Here is a 15,900-nt window from a genome sequence, read left to right on the forward strand (position 1 = left end):
TATTTTTGTGTCAAATGTCGGTTTTTTATGAAACATATAAAAGGATACCGTGTTCAGGAGAATGCATTAATGATCGTGGAAGACCCTGGCGCAGCCTATATTCTGGGCAGCGGGTACTTTGATTTTATTCAGCTTTCGAGAAGTGGCATTATTAAAAGAGCCTTGCTGAATTTAAGCCGCCAGCTTTCCTTCTCTTTATCAGAGCTTGCCCAGGTGCTGCATATATCAGAACGAACCTTACAACGATATGCAGACGACGCAAAACTTTCTGCTGACACATCTGAACGGGCCATTTTACTTTCCCAGCTTTACCAACGCGGTACAGAAGTATTTGGTCAACTCGAGAATTTCAAGGAATGGATGAGAACTCCATTACCCGCCTTCAACTATCAATCCCCTATTTCGCTTTTAGATACTACGTTTGGGTTTCAGCTCATCCAGGATGAGCTGGGCCGCATCGAGCATGGTATCTTTGCTTAAATTAATGCATCATAAGTCATGGAAGTATACAGGATCAGTAAGTGCGCTTACATCAATGACCTGAGTGGAACGGGTGCACGCCTGTATGGAGGCCGCTGGAACAGTCCGGGACATGCAGTAGTATATACCGCCGGCAGCAGGGCCCTGTCTGCACTGGAAGTACTGGTGCATATACCGCTGAAAAACATTGTGCAGGATTTCTGCATCGCTACCATTCATATTCCGGATCACATTGCGATCAAGGCGCTCACCAAAGATGACCTGCCTTCGGGCTGGCAATCCCTTACCCCTTCTCCTCAACTGCAATGTATCGGAGACGAATGGGTAGATACCGCTAAATATGCGGCGTTACGTATTCCCTCCGTGGTGATTGCCGATGAATTCAACTATCTCATCAACCCACTGCATCCGGAAGCTGCGGAAATCACCATTGTGGATATGCAGCCTTTTGTATTTGATCAACGGTTGAAAAAATAAATATTTTCTTTGTCTACTGGATAGCATATACCCGCCAACAAGCGTTGCAGGCATATGTTATCCATTTTTTTGTCAATTATTTTTACTGCCCCGTACAGTTATAACAGTGATGGTTATACGATATTACCCGCTCACCGGAAAATAAAACAGCTATATCCGGTCATCTACCTAAAACATTAAAATATCACCATTCCATCCAAACTGTTTTTGGGGGATGCTCCCCCATTCACCACATAGACATTTACAGCCCCCATCAAAAAAAACACGCACCGGGAAGATGCCTGCAGCGGTGTTTATCCGCGTCTGCATCCTGCCGGTGCGTTTTAGTATAATGTATAACGAAGCTTATTATTCCAGACCGAACAATCCTTTGTTCAGTACCTGCAGCGTTCTTTCTTTATACTGACCATTGATCAGGATAGAGATATTGTGTCTGCTGCCACCATAGGAAATCATGCGCAATGGAATTTCATCCATGGCATCAAACAGCTTGGTGATAATAGAAGGCGTTGCCGCTACTTCATTACCCACAATAGAAACGATGGTTTGATGATGATCCAGCTCTACGGTACCGAAAGGCTGCAGCTCTTTCAGGATCTGATCCAGGTATTGTGCACTATCGATCGTGATGGATACGGCTACTTCGGAAGTAGTGATCATATCGATCGGTGTGCGGTACTTTTCGAATATTTCGAAGATCTTACGGAGGAAACCATATGCCAGCAACATTCTGCTGGATTTGATTTTGATGGCAATGATACCATCTTTGGCAGCTACCGCCTTCACACCATTGCCTTTAGGCATTTCGGTGATGATGGTACCTTTAGCTTCCGGCTGCATGGTGTTCAGCAATTTCACAGGAATGTTGAAGTGCTGTGCCGGCCAGATAGAAGCCGGGTGCAGGATCTTGGCGCCAAAGTAGGCCAGCTCCGCTGCTTCATCAAATGACAGCTGATCAATCGGGAAAGTCTTTTTCACTACCCGCGGATCATTGTTGTGCATACCGTCGATGTCTGTCCAGATCTGTACTTCAGATGCCTGGATAGCAGCACCAATCAGGGATGCAGAATAATCACTGCCGCCTCGTTTCAGGTTATCTACTTCGCCTCTTGCATTGCGGCAGATATATCCCTGGGTGATAAATACTTTGTTGTCTTTATGCTGACTGATGAGGTTCGCCAGTTTGATCTTGATTTTAGGGATCTCTGGTTCTTCGTGTTCATCAATGCTCATGAAATCCAGTGCAGGCAGGAGTACACCAGGAATACCGGCTTCTTCGAGATAGGCACAGAACAGGCGGGTAGACAGCAGTTCACCCTGTGCAAGGATATCTTTATTGAGGGCTTCATTAAAGGATATCTTCAGGATGATATTCAGAAATTCGAAGTGTTCATCAATGATGGCCTTCGCGGCAGCGCGACCGGCTTCCTGCTTCACCAGTTCTTCCCCGAAAGTGCGGTAATGTTGCTCCAGCTTATCTATTTGCTGCTTTGCTTGTTCCTTCTTTCCTTCTGACAGTGACTGACTAATTTCCACCAGCGAGTTGGTGGTGCCTGACAGGGCAGACAGTACCACAATTTTCTGATCGTTATCTGCGGTGATCAGCTGTGCTACCGACTGCATACGCTCTGGTTTTCCCACTGAGGTTCCACCAAATTTTAACACTTTCATCTGAATATGATTTGTTTTTGCTTAGTTACCGAAATCCAGCACAAGCCTTATTCCGGGAGGGTTAATATGAATGATTGCGATTAGAAATTCAATTTAAATTTCGCAGCTACCTCCTGCATATCTTTTACTACCGGGGCTAAGACCGGAATCCCATTTTCCAGGCGATGCTGTTGCATCTCCCTTTCCGGGTCTCCGGGTATTAATACCTGCTCACCTGCTACAGGGGTGGCAGCTCTAAAGCGGCTGATCCAATTATCCATGTGAGACTTAAATTCATCTGCCGGGCGGAAGGCATCTACGCGCATCGCGCCGAAGAAATGTCCCAGTCCTTCTCCTACCGGATCGGGCGCCAATGGCAGAAAACTCACGAATGGCGGTGCCCACGGACCATAGTTGGCACCTGAAAGAACGGCCGAAAATACATCAACAATTGCTCCCAAACAATACCCTTTATGACTTCCGTGATCCCGGTCACCTCCCAGCGGCAGCAAAGCGCCGCCTGCTTTCAGTTCGTGCGGGTTGGTACTGCTGTTACCTTCTTTATCCTGTATCCAGCCATATGGTGCTTCCTGATTTTTACGTTGTAAAATTTCCAGTTTACCATTGGCCGCAGTGGTGGTAGCAAAATCCGCTACAAACGCCGGCTGCTCCTTAGCGGGAATAGCTACGGCAATCGGATTGGTACCCAACATCCGTTCTGTGGAGAACGTAGGTGCTACCAGTGGACTGGCATTGGTCATCGCCATGCCAATCATATCCTGGTCCAGCGCCTTCATGGCGTGATAACCGGCAATACCGAAGTGGTTGGAATTTTTCACACTCACCCAGCCGGTACCCGCTACTGCTGCCTTTCGCATGGCCACTTCCATCGCAAAAGGAGCTACTACCAGGCCTAAACCTGCGTCGCCATCCACTACTGCGGTACTGGGTGTTTCATGCACAATCCGGATATCCGGGCGGCTGTTGATACGGCCGGCTTCCCATAAACGTACATATCCCGACAAACGGGCTACACCATGAGAGTCGATTCCCCGTAAATCTGCGGCTACCAATACTTCACTGGCCAATGCAGCCTGTTCTACCGGGCAACCCATGTGAATAAACACTTCCCGGGTGAACTCCCTTAAATGATGATAAGAAAAAATATGTTCCATCGGATCTGTAGTTATGCCTGAGCGGTTGGACCTCCAAAATTCATAGGCACGGAAACAGGTTCCTGATCCTGAATAGTACCGTGTACGGATTCGTATTTTTTGATATTATCCAGCATGGCCTTCATGAAACGTTTTGCATGCTGCGGAGTGAGTATAATACGGGATTTGACTTTTGCCTTCGGCAGACCAGGCATCACGTTAACAAAATCCACTACAAATTCTGCGTTGGAATGGGTAATGATAGCCAGATTCGCATACTGCCCTTCTGCAATTTCTTCATTCAACTCAATATTAAGCTGATTCTGTTCTTCATGCTGATTTTCCATGTTGTAAGATTTAGCGGTACAAAAATAAAAAAAGAGGGCTCAAATGAGCCCTCTTTTTTTATTTGCTGTCAAATGTCTTACTGATCCCACCACATTCTGGTCGTCAAAGTGATACCAGTAGGCACATTACTCTCATTGTAGGATAACTCTGTCTGTGGATAAGGTAATCTTCTGGGAATCGGTTTATCGCCGTTTTTGGAGACTAATGCCGGAATACCCGTCCGACGCCAATCGGTATATGCTTCCGGTTGCAGGTACAAAGCATAATACTTCTGCGTTAAGATAAGTTTCAGTTTATCTGTTGCTGCATCAAAACTCACTTCCGGATGGCTCAGGTAATTACCGATCGCTGCACCCACTTTTAAAAATGAGCCTTTCACTCCTGCCTCATAAAAAGCTTTGGCTTCTGCATGATGTCCCAGTCGCTCGTGTGCTTCTGCCAGGATAAACTGCAATTCATAACTGGAAAGAAATATCACCGGAGATGTTTTATTGCCATAGAAGCTACCCGGCCGGTACCGGCTTACCCGGCTATCTCCCAGCGCCTGCATGGATTTAATAAGATAGGAACTTTCATAGGCCACATAGCCACCACGTGTTACATTGAACTGGTAAATGGGATTCGCCCGGGAAGGGTCTGACAGAAACACCACCTGCGCGTCATCTGCTTCCTGCGTGATGATACCGCCCGGCGCCGCGGCGGCGGCAATCACCTTCTGCGCAAAACCGGCCGCATCTTTTTTAGTTTGATGAATCAATAACCGCAACCGGTAAGAGTTGGCAAACTGTATCCATTTCTGTACATCGCCTTCAAATATGACATCATTAACATCCGGCTGAATACCCAGTGCCGGCTGATTCAGATCTGCAATCGCCCCTGTCAGCAAACCATCGATCGTTTTATACAAGTCTTCCTGCTTATCATATTTCGATTTAAAATCAAAATTGGCGCCCTTAAAAGCATCACTGTAAGGCACATCCCCCCACATATCGGTAACCGTACCCAGTACATAGGCAGTCAGTATTTTACTGGTGCCGCTGTAATGATAATACTTCTTTTCTTCTGCCAGGCGGCGCAACTCTACCAGGTTCAGCAAAATCCCCTGATACATATTACTCCAGGAGTTGGAAAAATTATCGGCTACCAGCAGGTAGTTCTGATAGGAAGCAAACTGCTGGCTGGCGCCATCCGTCTGGTTAGACAGGATACTGGCTACCAACGCGAAGTCGGCGCCACCGATTGTATAGGCAGCCGTTACTTCCGCACCTGTTAAAATAGAGGCTGGCGGCGCTACTACAGGTCTGTCCGGATCCGTATTTACATCCAGGTATTTTTTACAGCTGCTGCTCATGATCAAAGCCATTGCCCCTATCGTCAGCGCTAATTTATGTATGCATTTCATGATCTGTTCAATTTTAAATCAGGGAATTAGAAATCCAGTTTTACACTGAAACCATAGGTTTTTGTACCGGGATTATTGAAATAATCAAACCCCTGTGCTTCCTGGGTACCAAATAAACTGGTTTCGGGATCTACGCCGGTGTAGTTGGTTTTCAGCCACAGGTTTCTTGCAGTAGCCGTTACCGTTATAGCCTGGAACCAGGGCTTTTGTTTGAAGAATGCTTTACCGGTAAAGCGATAACCGAGTGACAGTTCCCGCAGGCGTATCCAGCTGGCGTCCTGTACAAAAGGTTCGTTCACGGTGAAGCCACTGCCGATACTGGTATAGTAACGCTGATCCAGCTTTCCTTTGAGGTCATTCGCCTCGCCCTTGGATATCAGCTGACCGTTATCATCCAGGTGACCTTTTATCCCTTCAAAAACTTTCTCTGTATTTCTATCCAATGTGTTGGCACTGGTACCGAAATTCGTCATAGCGCCCCAGGTACCATTCCAGATATCGAATTTCTGCCGGGTTTCAAACAATACAGATAAGGTAAATCCTTTGTAGGAAAAATTATTGGCAACCGATCCTGTCCATTTAGGGTTTACATCGCCCAGGTATTGCAGGGGCGCATATAATATCGGCAAACCATAAGAACCATCACCGGGTTGTCCCTGGTCGTTGATCACGAGCCTGCCCTGATCATCGCGCAGGTAACCGGTACCATACAGGGAGCCATATTGCTTACCTACAATGGCTGATACAAATATGCCGGTGAATCCATTAAAATCGAAACGATCAATTCCTTTGGCCAGTTCCACCACTTTGTTCCTGTTCTGTGCATAATTGATGCTGAGATTCCAGTTAAAATCGCGGGTACGCACCGGTTGTACGTTTACGGTAACTTCATGTCCCTGATTGGTCATAGAAGCCGCATTGAGGTATACAGAGCTGTAACCGCTGGTAGGCGCTACCGATACGGCATTCAGCAGATCTTTACTTTTTCCGTTGTAATAGGTATAATCAACAGATACCCGGTTATCCCAAAAACGCAGTTCTGCACCCAGCTCAAACTGATTCGTTCTTTCTGCCGTCAGGTCGGGATTGCCCAGGGTATTGCTTTTGGAGTAACCTACCAGGCCATTGAAAGGGAAGGTAATACCGCCTGTCCAACCATCGGCGGGAGCTGTTCTGGTATAGTAATTCTGCAGGCTGTATGGATTCAGGCCCCTTCCCACGCTGGAATAAGCCAGCCTTAATTTACCAAATGAAAAGACGTTATTTTCCAGCCGCAAGGCATCAGAGAACACATAACTCACACTGGCAGCCGGATAAAAGAAGAATTGATTTTTCACCGGTAACGTGCTGTTTCCTTCATAGCGGCCGGTGAGTTCCAGGAAGAGATAATTTTTGAAACCGATATTCGCCTTACCGTAAAAGGCTACCTTCCGCTGCTGACTGTTGGAAATGGAGAGGGTATTGCTACCGGTGTTGGTAATACCCTGAAAATCGTTACCACTCAAGCCATCCCCCTGGGTATGCAGGTACTTTGTCGTATAGTCATACAGGTTCTGACCTACCAGTAACGAATAATCGAAATCATGCGTTTTTTTGGTGAAGGTGGCAAAGATATCGTTATTGATCAGCAAAGTGGTACGTTGATCTTCGAAATATTGTCCATCCGGAAAACCGGCAGAGAATTTTGAATAGATCTGTTTACGGTTATCGAAAGAGTAGTCGCCTCCAAATCTTTCTGTAATAGATAACCATTCAAATGGTTTAAAGATAACGCCGACATTACCGAATACGCGATGAACATTATCGCGGTAAGGGTTCATATTCACAGTCCAGTAAGGGTTATCATATACGCCGCGGCCGCGGTAACTGCGTTGTTCGCCTAAACCATCTCCGAGGATGTAGGCCGACGGATCGGTAGCACCTGAAATACCATTGCTGTTATCGAAGGTGGGGGGCGTTCTCAGTAATCCCAGCATCACCCCACTGATGTTACTACCCTGTTGCGGCCGGCGGCCACCAGAGTTGGCATAATTGACAGAGGTAACAACATTGAGTTTATTGTTGAACTTATAGTCGGTAGAGAAAGCGATGGTTGTTTTTTTGAAATTCGTCAGCGGAATAATCCCTTCCTGGTTGTAATACGAACCAGAAATACGATAGCCCAGCGATGTATTGCCACCGCTGAGTGACAGGTTATGCAGCACGCCTACGCCGGTACGAAAGAAATCATAGGGATCGTATACTTCTGCTTTTTTACCACCGGGGTTACTGCTTTTACCTACCAGCCGGCCATTTCTGTTCCAGAGGTAAGTACCGTCTCCATCGTAAACCAGGGTATCGATTTCCGGCCCAAAAGAGTAAGCGTTGGAACCTCCGGGTGGAATATAATCCGGCGCAGCTATTCCGCCTCTGAATCCCTGCGCATATTTATTTTGTCTGTCTGGTAATTTATTGACCTTATCAAAGTTCATGGTCACACCATAGGATAAATTAAAGGTCTTCCCTTCTGCGCTGCGCTTTCCTTTTTTGGTGGTGATAATCACCACGCCATTGGAGGCGGAACTGCCGTATAATGCCGCTGCTGCAGGCCCTTTGAGCAGGGTAATGTTTTCCACATCATCCGGGTTGATATCTACCATCCTGTTTGACTGGGTTACCCCACCTGTACCACTGCCATCACCAGCGGTATTGGTTTCACTGTTATCTACAGGCAGTCCGTCGATAACAAAAAGTGGCTGGTTGCTACCTACAATTGTGGTGGCACCCCGCATCTGCACTCTCACAGGTGCGCCAGGTGTGCCGGAGGCCGTAATGATGTTAGCACCAGCCACTTTACCGGAAAGGGAACTGAGGGGATTAGAAGGAGCTGTTCGCGTCATGGCTTCACCGGAAATATCCTGTGCCGCATATCCTAAAGTCACTTTTTCCTGTTTGATACCGAGTGCGGTTACGACTACCACCTGCAATTCCTTGGTGTCTATTTGCAGTACGATAGTAACCCGGGACTCGCTGCCCACCTGTACTTCCTGTGTCTGATAACCGTTACTTCTAACGATAAACACCGTTTGATTGTCTTTGACATTAATACTGAAATGACCTTTCTCATCAGTAGTGGTACCGGTGGTAGTGCCTTTGATCTGGATCGCAACAAGTGGTAAGGGATTTCCATCACTACCTGTTACTGCGCCGGTTACCTGCCGCTGCTGGGCTTGGGCCTGGCTTACAATTGCCAGGGGTATGGCAAAAAGAAGTAGCATCTTTTTCATAAAAAAGATTCAGATTTTGGTTGAAAGAAAGAAAAGCGGGAGGTGGCTCCCTATTCATATTTTATACGTAAATACAGCAACTAAGGGTTATCCGCATACCATTCCCGGTACCGTATACCCCATATATGGCATAGCACTGATGGTTATTTTATTTAACCTGGTTATTTGGATTTTCTCCACTCAATAATAAATGATAAATGAAAACAACGGCAACAGGTATTGTCTTTTCCCAGGGTCCAGCGTCTTGTAGCAGCGCCTCTCTCATAAACTAAACCCAATTTAGATTTTGGTTGAACAGACACAAGTTATAAAAAAAAAGGACTTTATTATATTTCCGCTTCCGCTTATTTTTTTTGTGAGATTATTTTACTGCTCAAAAAACTGATAATCAGATATCTATTTTTTGAAAAAAAATATTCACGCCTGAATTATCTGCTTTTCTTTTATCAGAATAGTTGCTGTAACTGACATTGCCACATTGTTTTATGATTTCCTTCCATGACATCATATCCGCTCCCTATCGCAGATGCTCCCGGGTAAAGGGTTTGATGGCATCTTAACCAACAGGATAGCCGCCGGTTTATTTTCCATTTCAGGTTCCCGTAATACTGCCATCCATTACCATACAGCATGGATACCGCATTATCATACAGTACACTGCTTTCTGCTGCGTAGATGCGGGTATCATAGCTATCGGCAAAAAAACGTGTTATCCTGACATTTACCTGCAAGGGCAGCTGTTGGAAATGATAACTCACTTCCTGGTACAACAACCATCCCTGCTGTATAGCTGCACTAGTATGCCACCGGCTATACTCCAACCTGGTTCGTATTCCTAATTTTTTCCCCGGCTGCCGGCTCCATTGCAAACGTATATGCTGCTGCGTTACAGGCGCAGTTACTTTCATCGGATTGTCCGGCAGTGTGGTATTTTCTTCACTTTGCCGGTAGTGATAAGTGAGTATCGTTGTTACTTTTTTGTTGGGAGTGTAGGTACCTTGTACAAAAAATGTTTTACCGGTACCAGGCGCGTTGGCGCGATACTTCAACCACGGAAACCGGAAGAGATCTGCGTAGGTGTCCAGTTTCAGCCGGGCATGCAGCCTTACCGAAAGCGCCGTATACCATCCATTTTCGTTGACGGTACGGTAATTATCACCGAAGCCTTTAGCATATAAAGCCTGATAGGCACGGTCGTAATAACGATACACCATCGCCATATCTATAGCAGGCGCGATAGTGGTCAGCAAGCCTTGTACGATTGCCGGTTTTCCATTATCACTCCACGCAGCTTCTCCGAAAAGATGTACATTTTTCCAACTACCGGCATAGTCTACACTGGCACCTAATAATTGCTGCCCATTGAAATCAAACTGATTATACGGCAATAATGTTTTCTGCCAACCGGGTACAAAGCTGTGCCAGATCACATTAGCGCCGGCCTGCCATCTGCCGGCAGTAAGCCGGAGATTACCACCGGCACTGCGTTGTTGTACTACACCCCGTTTGGCGATCTCATTAATGGAGCGGTGATAACCACTGCTCATCACTGCGGTAGCAATACGTTCGTCTTCCAATGTATCAGTGCTGCCATCTAGCAGTCGATGTGAAACGAAACCGGTGAGTTGTAATTTTTGCTGTTGCAGGGTTATAGCCGCGCCTCTGAAAAAATAAAATTCGCCGGCAGATGTATAAGGCCGCAAGACCTCCCCTTCTCTTTTTATCTGCATCACAGCAGCTCCTTTTCCATAGGCCTGGGATTGCCAGTTCAACAGGCCCTGCCCCATGCTGATGGTATAGTCACCCAATGCCAGTGCTTTTATTTTTCCGGGGGTATTGATAAAAATATGTGCGCTGTAAAAATCAAAACCCAGTCGTTGGGCGCCTTTAAAAAATGCTTCGCCGGCATCTTTCTCCATGACAACACCGGCACTGATATAATGTGAAAAATTATAACGGTAACGGATAAACATTTTTCCCGGACTTCCCCGGTAATAAGGTAAGGTACTGTCGGTATGCTGATAACCTTTTGCTTTCTCCATGACCTGTCCGTAGCGCATCAGCAAGGAGTGATCACCTTTATGCAGATAGTCGCGCAGGGAATAATGCGGCGCCAAGTCGTTGCCCACCGCTACATATGGCAGGATGCGGCGGATCAGTTCCGGATCAAAACCGGGTATCGCCTGTAGTTCATAAATACTGACCAGTTCTCCCAATAGCTGCCGGTAGCGCAGGAAATTATTGATCTGTACCGGCGTGAGTATACCTAGTGACTGCAGCATGGCTTCATCTGCCCGGTTCAAGGGAATCTTATGCCGGGCCAGCGTATTTAACCGCTGCCATTGTGCATCATCTTCCTGCACCGTGGTGGTATTTTCCATTTCCTGTTCCAGGTTATTTTCCAGCACGGCAGGCATGGGCACTTCCTCCTGGCGGCGGGCAGTGGCCGGCAGCAGGCATAACAGCAGGCCGGTACAACAAATTATTCTGCGGCAGGTGTTGCGGATCGTTGCCATATAATTGTAGTTGCGGGAGTGATACCCAGTTGCGGATGAAAGCTGGCAGTCATATCGATCCGCCAGGCATGCCAGTATACCATTACACCGGCGTTGTGCCGGGGAGGCTGTGCCGCAAAGCCCAGCTGTAAGGCCAAAGCGGGAGTTATCCGGTAATGAGCCGTTGCTTTTACATCTGTGCCGGTGGTTTCCTGACGGCTGACTTCTGTCGCCAGCAGGCAGTTGCGGGAGGCTTCGAAGCCGGCGCCGATGATGTAGGTAACCGGCAATCCGGGTATTTTTTCCAGTTGCCCGCCAACATGAAATTTTTCATCGATGTGCCATAAGCCGCCTATAGTAACAGCTGACCTACCCGACTTCCCATAGCCGGTTACCGCGGTGGTTTCATAACTAAACTGCAGTCCGATGCCGCACCTGTTGCCAAGCGCCCTGCCATAGGAAAGGCTGAGTTGTTGCTGATACCAGTCCGTATTACCCAGGCGGGTAATACCGATACCAAAGGCGCCGGGTTTCACCGGTATAGCTGCTGCAGCTATATACAGCGTAATGCTACGAAGCAGGAACCTGTTTTCTGCATAGCTACCACCCGTGAAGGCCGATATACCTGATAAAGCCGCCGGATGCCGGTATGCGGTAATCGCATCCTGAAAATGCCGGCTGTAGGCACCTATACCGGCATTACTGCCAACAGGCGTTAATAGTGGCTGTGCAGATACTGTCTGCACCCACACCAGGGTTAACAACAATAATTTCATGATGAATGGCTGATTAATAATTCAGGCAAGACTAACGGGAAGCGTATGGTAATCAGGCATCCGTTGCTGCTAATGGTATAACTATAATAGTGGGTATGATAAGATGTGTGAAAAGCTGTTTCATCGTGTAGCGGGTTTAACAATGACGGCCGGTACGTGGCCGGATATGATCAGGTTAACAATACACCGAAGCTACCGAAAGCAACAAAGAAAAGTGTTAATCAAAGGTGAAGGCTACCCATAAAAAAAGAGCAGCTATCACGGTGATAGCTGCTCTTTTTTTATGTCGTGGATCTAAAAAAGTCCGTATAACTGGGAATCGATCCTGGAAATAATTTCTCCGAGGTCTTCATCACTCTCCGGAAATTTATTCTTATCAATATCGATCACCAACAAAGGACCTTCCTTGTATTTTTCGATCCAGTTATTATAATATTCGTTGAGGCGTTTCAGGTAGTCGAGCCGTATATTCTCTTCATACTCTCTTCCTCTTTTCTGAATCTGGGCCACCAGTGTTGGTACGGATGCCTGCAGATAGATCAGCAGGTCCGGTGGTTTCACCATGCTTTTCAGTGTTTCAAAAAAGTTGAAGTAGTTATCGAAGTCCCGTTTGGTCATCAGCCCCATTTCATACAGGTTGGGAGCGAAGATGTGGGCATCTTCATAGATGGTACGGTCCTGGATAACTGTTTCTTTTCCGTTCTGGATTTCCAGTAGTTGTTTCAGCCTTCCGTTCAGAAAATATACCTGCAGGTTGAAAGACCAGCGGGGCATATCTTCATAAAAATCATTCAGATAAGGATTATGCTCAACATCTTCATATTGCGGGTGCCACTTATAATGCCTGCATAGCATTTCGGTAAGTGTGGTTTTGCCTGCGCCGATATTACCGGCGATGGCTATGTGCTTGATCTTGTTCTGTTTTGCCATGCGATGATAGAAGGTAAATACTGAAAATAGCTACAACTACGATTACTGGTAGTAATTGAGACCAATTAGTTTTTTCGCCTGGTGCAAAGTTTGTGCCGCATTTGCCCTCGCTTTTTCTGCACCGGCTTTCATTACTTTTTCCAGGTACTGGGTATCCTGCTGCAGTGCCGCTGCTTTTTCGCGGATAGGTGCAATAAATTTCACCATGTCTTCACCCAGCTGTCCTTTCAGATCACTATAACGGAGAGTACCTGCGTGATATGCTGCGTCAAAAGTAGCAATGCTTTCCGGTGTGGACACCAGTTTCATCAGGTCGAAGAGATTCTGTACGGATTCCGGCATGGGAGCACCTTCCTCTCCAGAGCTGCTATCGGTTTTAGCCTTGCTCAGTTTTTTCCGGATTTGCTCATCAGTGTCAGCCAGGTACAGGGTCGCCATTTCATTTTCACTTTTGCTCATCTTGCCGCCTTTACCGTCCAGGCTGGGGATACGTACCAGTGAATCGCCATAGTTAAACGCCTGCGGTTCCGGGAACAGATCACCATAGCGCTGGTTGAAACGTTGTGCAAAGTTGCGGGCCATTTCCAGGTGTTGTCCCTGATCTTTACCTACCGGCACTTTCACGGCGCGCTGAATTAATATATCCACGCTCATCAATACCGGATACGTCAGCAAACCGGCATTTACGTTATCCGGTTGCAAACGTACCTTATCTTTGAAGGTAGGTACTCTTTCCAGTTCACCAACATAAGCCAGCATATTCATGAGGAGATACAATTCTGCAATCTCCGGAACATCACTTTGTACATACAGCGCCACTTTTTCAGGGTCCAGACCAGAAGCGATATTTTCTGCCAGTACGCGCATTACATTTCCCTTCAGATCTTTCGGATCGGGGTGGGTGGTTAATGAATGCCAGTCTGCCACAAAGAAATAGCAGTCAAAGTCTTCCTGCATCCGGATATAGTTACGGATCGCGCCAAAATAATTGCCTAAATGCAAATAACCGGTGGGGCGAATGCCACTCACCACAATTTCCTTTTTAGTAGCCATAATAGGTCGCAAGTTAAATAAAAAGCTTTAAGCTGAAAGCTCAACCTAAAGCACTTTTAAGGCTTTCTGCACTTAAATGGCCGTTTATCACTAATTTTGGGATACCATCATATTTACTATTTATATTTCATTATCTTTTGATTTAATTTGATTATGGAAGTAAACGACGCCCTGGTACAACAGCTGGCTGAACTGGCCAGGCTGGAATTTAACCAGCAGGAAAAAGCGGAGATACGGGGAGATCTGCAAAGGATGATCACTTTCGTGGAAAAACTCAATGAGCTGGATACTACCCAGGTTGATCCCTTACTCCACCTGACAGAAGATTATAATGTTTTCCGGGAAGATAAAGTGATACCTTCCATTACCCGGGAAGAAGGGCTGCTTAATGCGCCGGCAGCCACAGACGAATATTTCAAGGTGCCGAAAATCATAAAGAAATAACTCCCATGCAAAAGTCCGTTATTCACCTGGAAGCCATCAAAAAAAGTTATTACCTCGGAAAGAATGAACTGCCGGTACTCAAAGGCGTATCGCTGGACATCTTCAAAAATGAGTATGTAGCACTGATGGGACCTTCCGGTTCCGGCAAGTCTACGCTCATGAATATTCTCGGATGTCTGGACACCCCTACCAGCGGTAAATACATTCTGAGCGGACATGACGTTAGTACGATGGCCGACAACGACCTGGCGACTGTACGTGGAAAGGAAATCGGATTTGTATTCCAGCAGTTTAACCTCATGCCGCGCCTGACCGCATTGGAAAACGTGGCAGTGCCCCTGATTTATGCCGGTGTCGGTAAAAAAGAAAGAGAAGAACGTGCCCGGCAAATGCTGGAAAAGGTGAAACTGGGAGACCGCGGTAAACATAAGCCTAATGAGCTGTCCGGCGGACAGTGTCAACGTGTGGCCATTGCCCGTGCGCTGGTTAATAATCCTTCTCTGATTCTGGCCGATGAACCTACCGGAAACCTGGATACCAAAACCTCCGTGGAAATCATGGAGATATTCGGTAACATCCATGCCTCCGGCAATACCGTTGTACTGGTAACCCATGAAGAAGATATTGCGGATCACGCCAGAAGAGTGATACGCCTGCGCGACGGTGTCATTGAATCCGATCGTGTCAATCAGAAAATGGCTGTACTGGGATAATATTCTTTCCTTTACCGGAACATATAAAGCGATTAAAGCGGAACAGAACACAGGTATCCACCTATTCTGTCTCCGCTTTAATCGCTTTATGCATTCCTGCGAATACCTTAATTTGCGATAGAACAATCTTCCAACACATGGCTTTCAAAATATATACTAAAACAGGCGACAAAGGGAAAACGTCCCTGATTGGTGGTACCAAAGTACCCAAAAGCGATATCCGTATCGATGCCTACGGTACGGTAGATGAACTGAACTCCTATATCGGTCTGGTCAACGATTATATGTCCGACCCGGACACCAAAATATTGCTGAAGGAAATACAGGACCGCCTCTTTACCATCGGCGCTGCACTGGCCTGCGATCCGGATAAAGAAACAAAAATGAAAATACCGGATCTGCACGAGGCAGATATCCTGTTGTTGGAAAACAGTATTGATAAAATGAATGAAGACCTGCCTGTGATGAAGTCATTTATCCTGCCGGGCGGCCACGTAGCCGTATCTACCTGCCACATCGCACGCTGCGTATGCCGCCGCACCGAACGGCTCTGCGTAGGTATGCAGGAGCAGGAAATGTTCATTGAACCCCTGGTATTGAAATACATTAACCGCCTCAGTGACTATCTATTTGTACTATCCCGTTGGGTAGGACAGCAGTTGGGCGTAGATGAAATTCCCTGGCAGCCCAGGGTGTAGAAATTATCTTACAT

At 46.7% G+C, this 15,900-nt stretch carries 14 protein-coding genes; 5 read left to right on the plus strand and 9 right to left on the minus strand.

Annotated features, from left to right (window positions below):
- Nucleotides 1-27: 27 nt before the first annotated feature.
- A complete protein-coding gene (locus OL444_RS29910; RefSeq protein WP_264727180.1) occupies nt 28-480 on the plus strand; it encodes an Xre family toxin-antitoxin system antitoxin in 453 nt (150 codons plus the stop codon).
- Nucleotides 481-498: 18 nt separating this feature from the next.
- Nucleotides 499-957 carry an RES family NAD+ phosphorylase gene (locus tag OL444_RS29915; RefSeq protein WP_264727179.1) on the plus strand — a complete coding sequence of 153 codons (459 nt, stop codon included), beginning with the start codon at nt 499-501 and terminating at the stop codon, nt 955-957.
- Nucleotides 958-1,305: 348 nt separating this feature from the next.
- Here the strand turns inward: OL444_RS29915 and OL444_RS29920 are convergent, their stop codons facing one another.
- From OL444_RS29920 to trpS, 9 genes are all read right to left on the minus strand, one after another.
- A complete protein-coding gene (locus tag OL444_RS29920) occupies nt 1,306-2,628 on the minus strand; it encodes an aspartate kinase (RefSeq protein WP_264727178.1) in 1,323 nt (440 codons plus the stop codon).
- A gap of 80 nt (nt 2,629-2,708) precedes the next feature.
- Nucleotides 2,709-3,782: an Ldh family oxidoreductase gene (locus OL444_RS29925; protein WP_264727177.1), complete on the minus strand. Its 1,074-nt coding sequence runs from the start codon at nt 3,780-3,782 to the stop codon at nt 2,709-2,711.
- Nucleotides 3,783-3,793: 11 nt separating this feature from the next.
- On the minus strand, nt 3,794-4,108 hold the full coding sequence (locus OL444_RS29930; protein ID WP_127040585.1) for a DUF3467 domain-containing protein: 315 nt from the start codon (nt 4,106-4,108) through the stop codon (nt 3,794-3,796).
- 77 nt (nt 4,109-4,185) lie between these two features.
- Nucleotides 4,186-5,511, minus strand: a complete 1,326-nt coding sequence (locus OL444_RS29935) for a SusD/RagB family nutrient-binding outer membrane lipoprotein (RefSeq protein ID WP_264727175.1) — start codon at nt 5,509-5,511, stop codon at nt 4,186-4,188.
- Nucleotides 5,512-5,537: 26 nt separating this feature from the next.
- Complete coding sequence (locus OL444_RS29940) at nt 5,538-8,777, minus strand: SusC/RagA family TonB-linked outer membrane protein (protein WP_264727173.1); 3,240 nt, start codon at nt 8,775-8,777, stop codon at nt 5,538-5,540.
- A gap of 446 nt (nt 8,778-9,223) precedes the next feature.
- Complete coding sequence (locus OL444_RS29945; protein WP_264727171.1) at nt 9,224-11,293, minus strand: ComEA family DNA-binding protein; 2,070 nt, start codon at nt 11,291-11,293, stop codon at nt 9,224-9,226.
- Nucleotides 11,260-12,048 (minus strand): hypothetical protein, encoded by a 789-nt coding sequence (locus OL444_RS29950; protein WP_264727169.1) that lies wholly within the window; start codon nt 12,046-12,048, stop codon nt 11,260-11,262. The genes OL444_RS29945 and OL444_RS29950 overlap by 34 nt, the downstream gene beginning before the upstream one ends.
- 294 nt (nt 12,049-12,342) lie before the next feature.
- Complete coding sequence (locus tag OL444_RS29955; protein ID WP_264727168.1) at nt 12,343-12,978, minus strand: deoxynucleoside kinase; 636 nt, start codon at nt 12,976-12,978, stop codon at nt 12,343-12,345.
- Nucleotides 12,979-13,020: 42 nt separating this feature from the next.
- Complete coding sequence (trpS, locus tag OL444_RS29960; protein WP_264727166.1) at nt 13,021-14,031, minus strand: tryptophan--tRNA ligase; 1,011 nt, start codon at nt 14,029-14,031, stop codon at nt 13,021-13,023.
- 153 nt (nt 14,032-14,184) lie between these two features.
- Here trpS and gatC point away from each other — a divergent pair, with 153 nt between their 5' ends.
- The 3 genes from gatC (at nt 14,185) to OL444_RS29975 (ending at nt 15,886) form a co-directional block, all read left to right on the plus strand.
- On the plus strand, nt 14,185-14,475 hold the full coding sequence (gene gatC / locus OL444_RS29965) for an Asp-tRNA(Asn)/Glu-tRNA(Gln) amidotransferase subunit GatC (protein WP_264727165.1): 291 nt from the start codon (nt 14,185-14,187) through the stop codon (nt 14,473-14,475).
- Between the two features lie 5 nt (nt 14,476-14,480).
- A complete protein-coding gene (locus OL444_RS29970; protein WP_264727163.1) occupies nt 14,481-15,188 on the plus strand; it encodes an ABC transporter ATP-binding protein in 708 nt (235 codons plus the stop codon).
- A gap of 137 nt (nt 15,189-15,325) precedes the next feature.
- Entirely contained in the window at nt 15,326-15,886 is a 561-nt protein-coding gene (locus OL444_RS29975) for a cob(I)yrinic acid a,c-diamide adenosyltransferase (RefSeq protein ID WP_264727160.1), read from the plus strand.
- Nucleotides 15,887-15,900: the final 14 nt, after the last annotated feature.

It is taken from the genome of Chitinophaga nivalis, assembly GCF_025989125.1.
Classification (GTDB): domain Bacteria; phylum Bacteroidota; class Bacteroidia; order Chitinophagales; family Chitinophagaceae; genus Chitinophaga; species Chitinophaga nivalis.

Excerpts from the sequence above, each read along its gene's own strand:
- OL444_RS29910 (WP_264727180.1), top strand. The coding sequence starts at position 28 with ATGAAACATATAAAAGGATACCGTGTTCAGGAGAATGCATTAATGATC.
- OL444_RS29915 (WP_264727179.1), top strand. The coding sequence starts at position 499 with ATGGAAGTATACAGGATCAGTAAGTGCGCTTACATCAATGACCTGAGT.
- OL444_RS29920 (WP_264727178.1), bottom strand. The coding sequence starts at position 2,628 with ATGAAAGTGTTAAAATTTGGTGGAACCTCAGTGGGAAAACCAGAGCGT.
- OL444_RS29925 (WP_264727177.1), bottom strand. The coding sequence starts at position 3,782 with ATGGAACATATTTTTTCTTATCATCATTTAAGGGAGTTCACCCGGGAA.
- OL444_RS29930 (WP_127040585.1), bottom strand. The coding sequence starts at position 4,108 with ATGGAAAATCAGCATGAAGAACAGAATCAGCTTAATATTGAGTTGAAT.
- OL444_RS29935 (WP_264727175.1), bottom strand. The coding sequence starts at position 5,511 with ATGAAATGCATACATAAATTAGCGCTGACGATAGGGGCAATGGCTTTG.
- OL444_RS29940 (WP_264727173.1), bottom strand. The coding sequence starts at position 8,777 with ATGAAAAAGATGCTACTTCTTTTTGCCATACCCCTGGCAATTGTAAGC.
- OL444_RS29945 (WP_264727171.1), bottom strand. The coding sequence starts at position 11,293 with ATGGCAACGATCCGCAACACCTGCCGCAGAATAATTTGTTGTACCGGC.
- OL444_RS29950 (WP_264727169.1), bottom strand. The coding sequence starts at position 12,048 with ATGAAATTATTGTTGTTAACCCTGGTGTGGGTGCAGACAGTATCTGCA.
- OL444_RS29955 (WP_264727168.1), bottom strand. The coding sequence starts at position 12,978 with ATGGCAAAACAGAACAAGATCAAGCACATAGCCATCGCCGGTAATATC.
- trpS (WP_264727166.1), bottom strand. The coding sequence starts at position 14,031 with ATGGCTACTAAAAAGGAAATTGTGGTGAGTGGCATTCGCCCCACCGGT.
- gatC (WP_264727165.1), top strand. The coding sequence starts at position 14,185 with ATGGAAGTAAACGACGCCCTGGTACAACAGCTGGCTGAACTGGCCAGG.
- OL444_RS29970 (WP_264727163.1), top strand. The coding sequence starts at position 14,481 with ATGCAAAAGTCCGTTATTCACCTGGAAGCCATCAAAAAAAGTTATTAC.
- OL444_RS29975 (WP_264727160.1), top strand. The coding sequence starts at position 15,326 with ATGGCTTTCAAAATATATACTAAAACAGGCGACAAAGGGAAAACGTCC.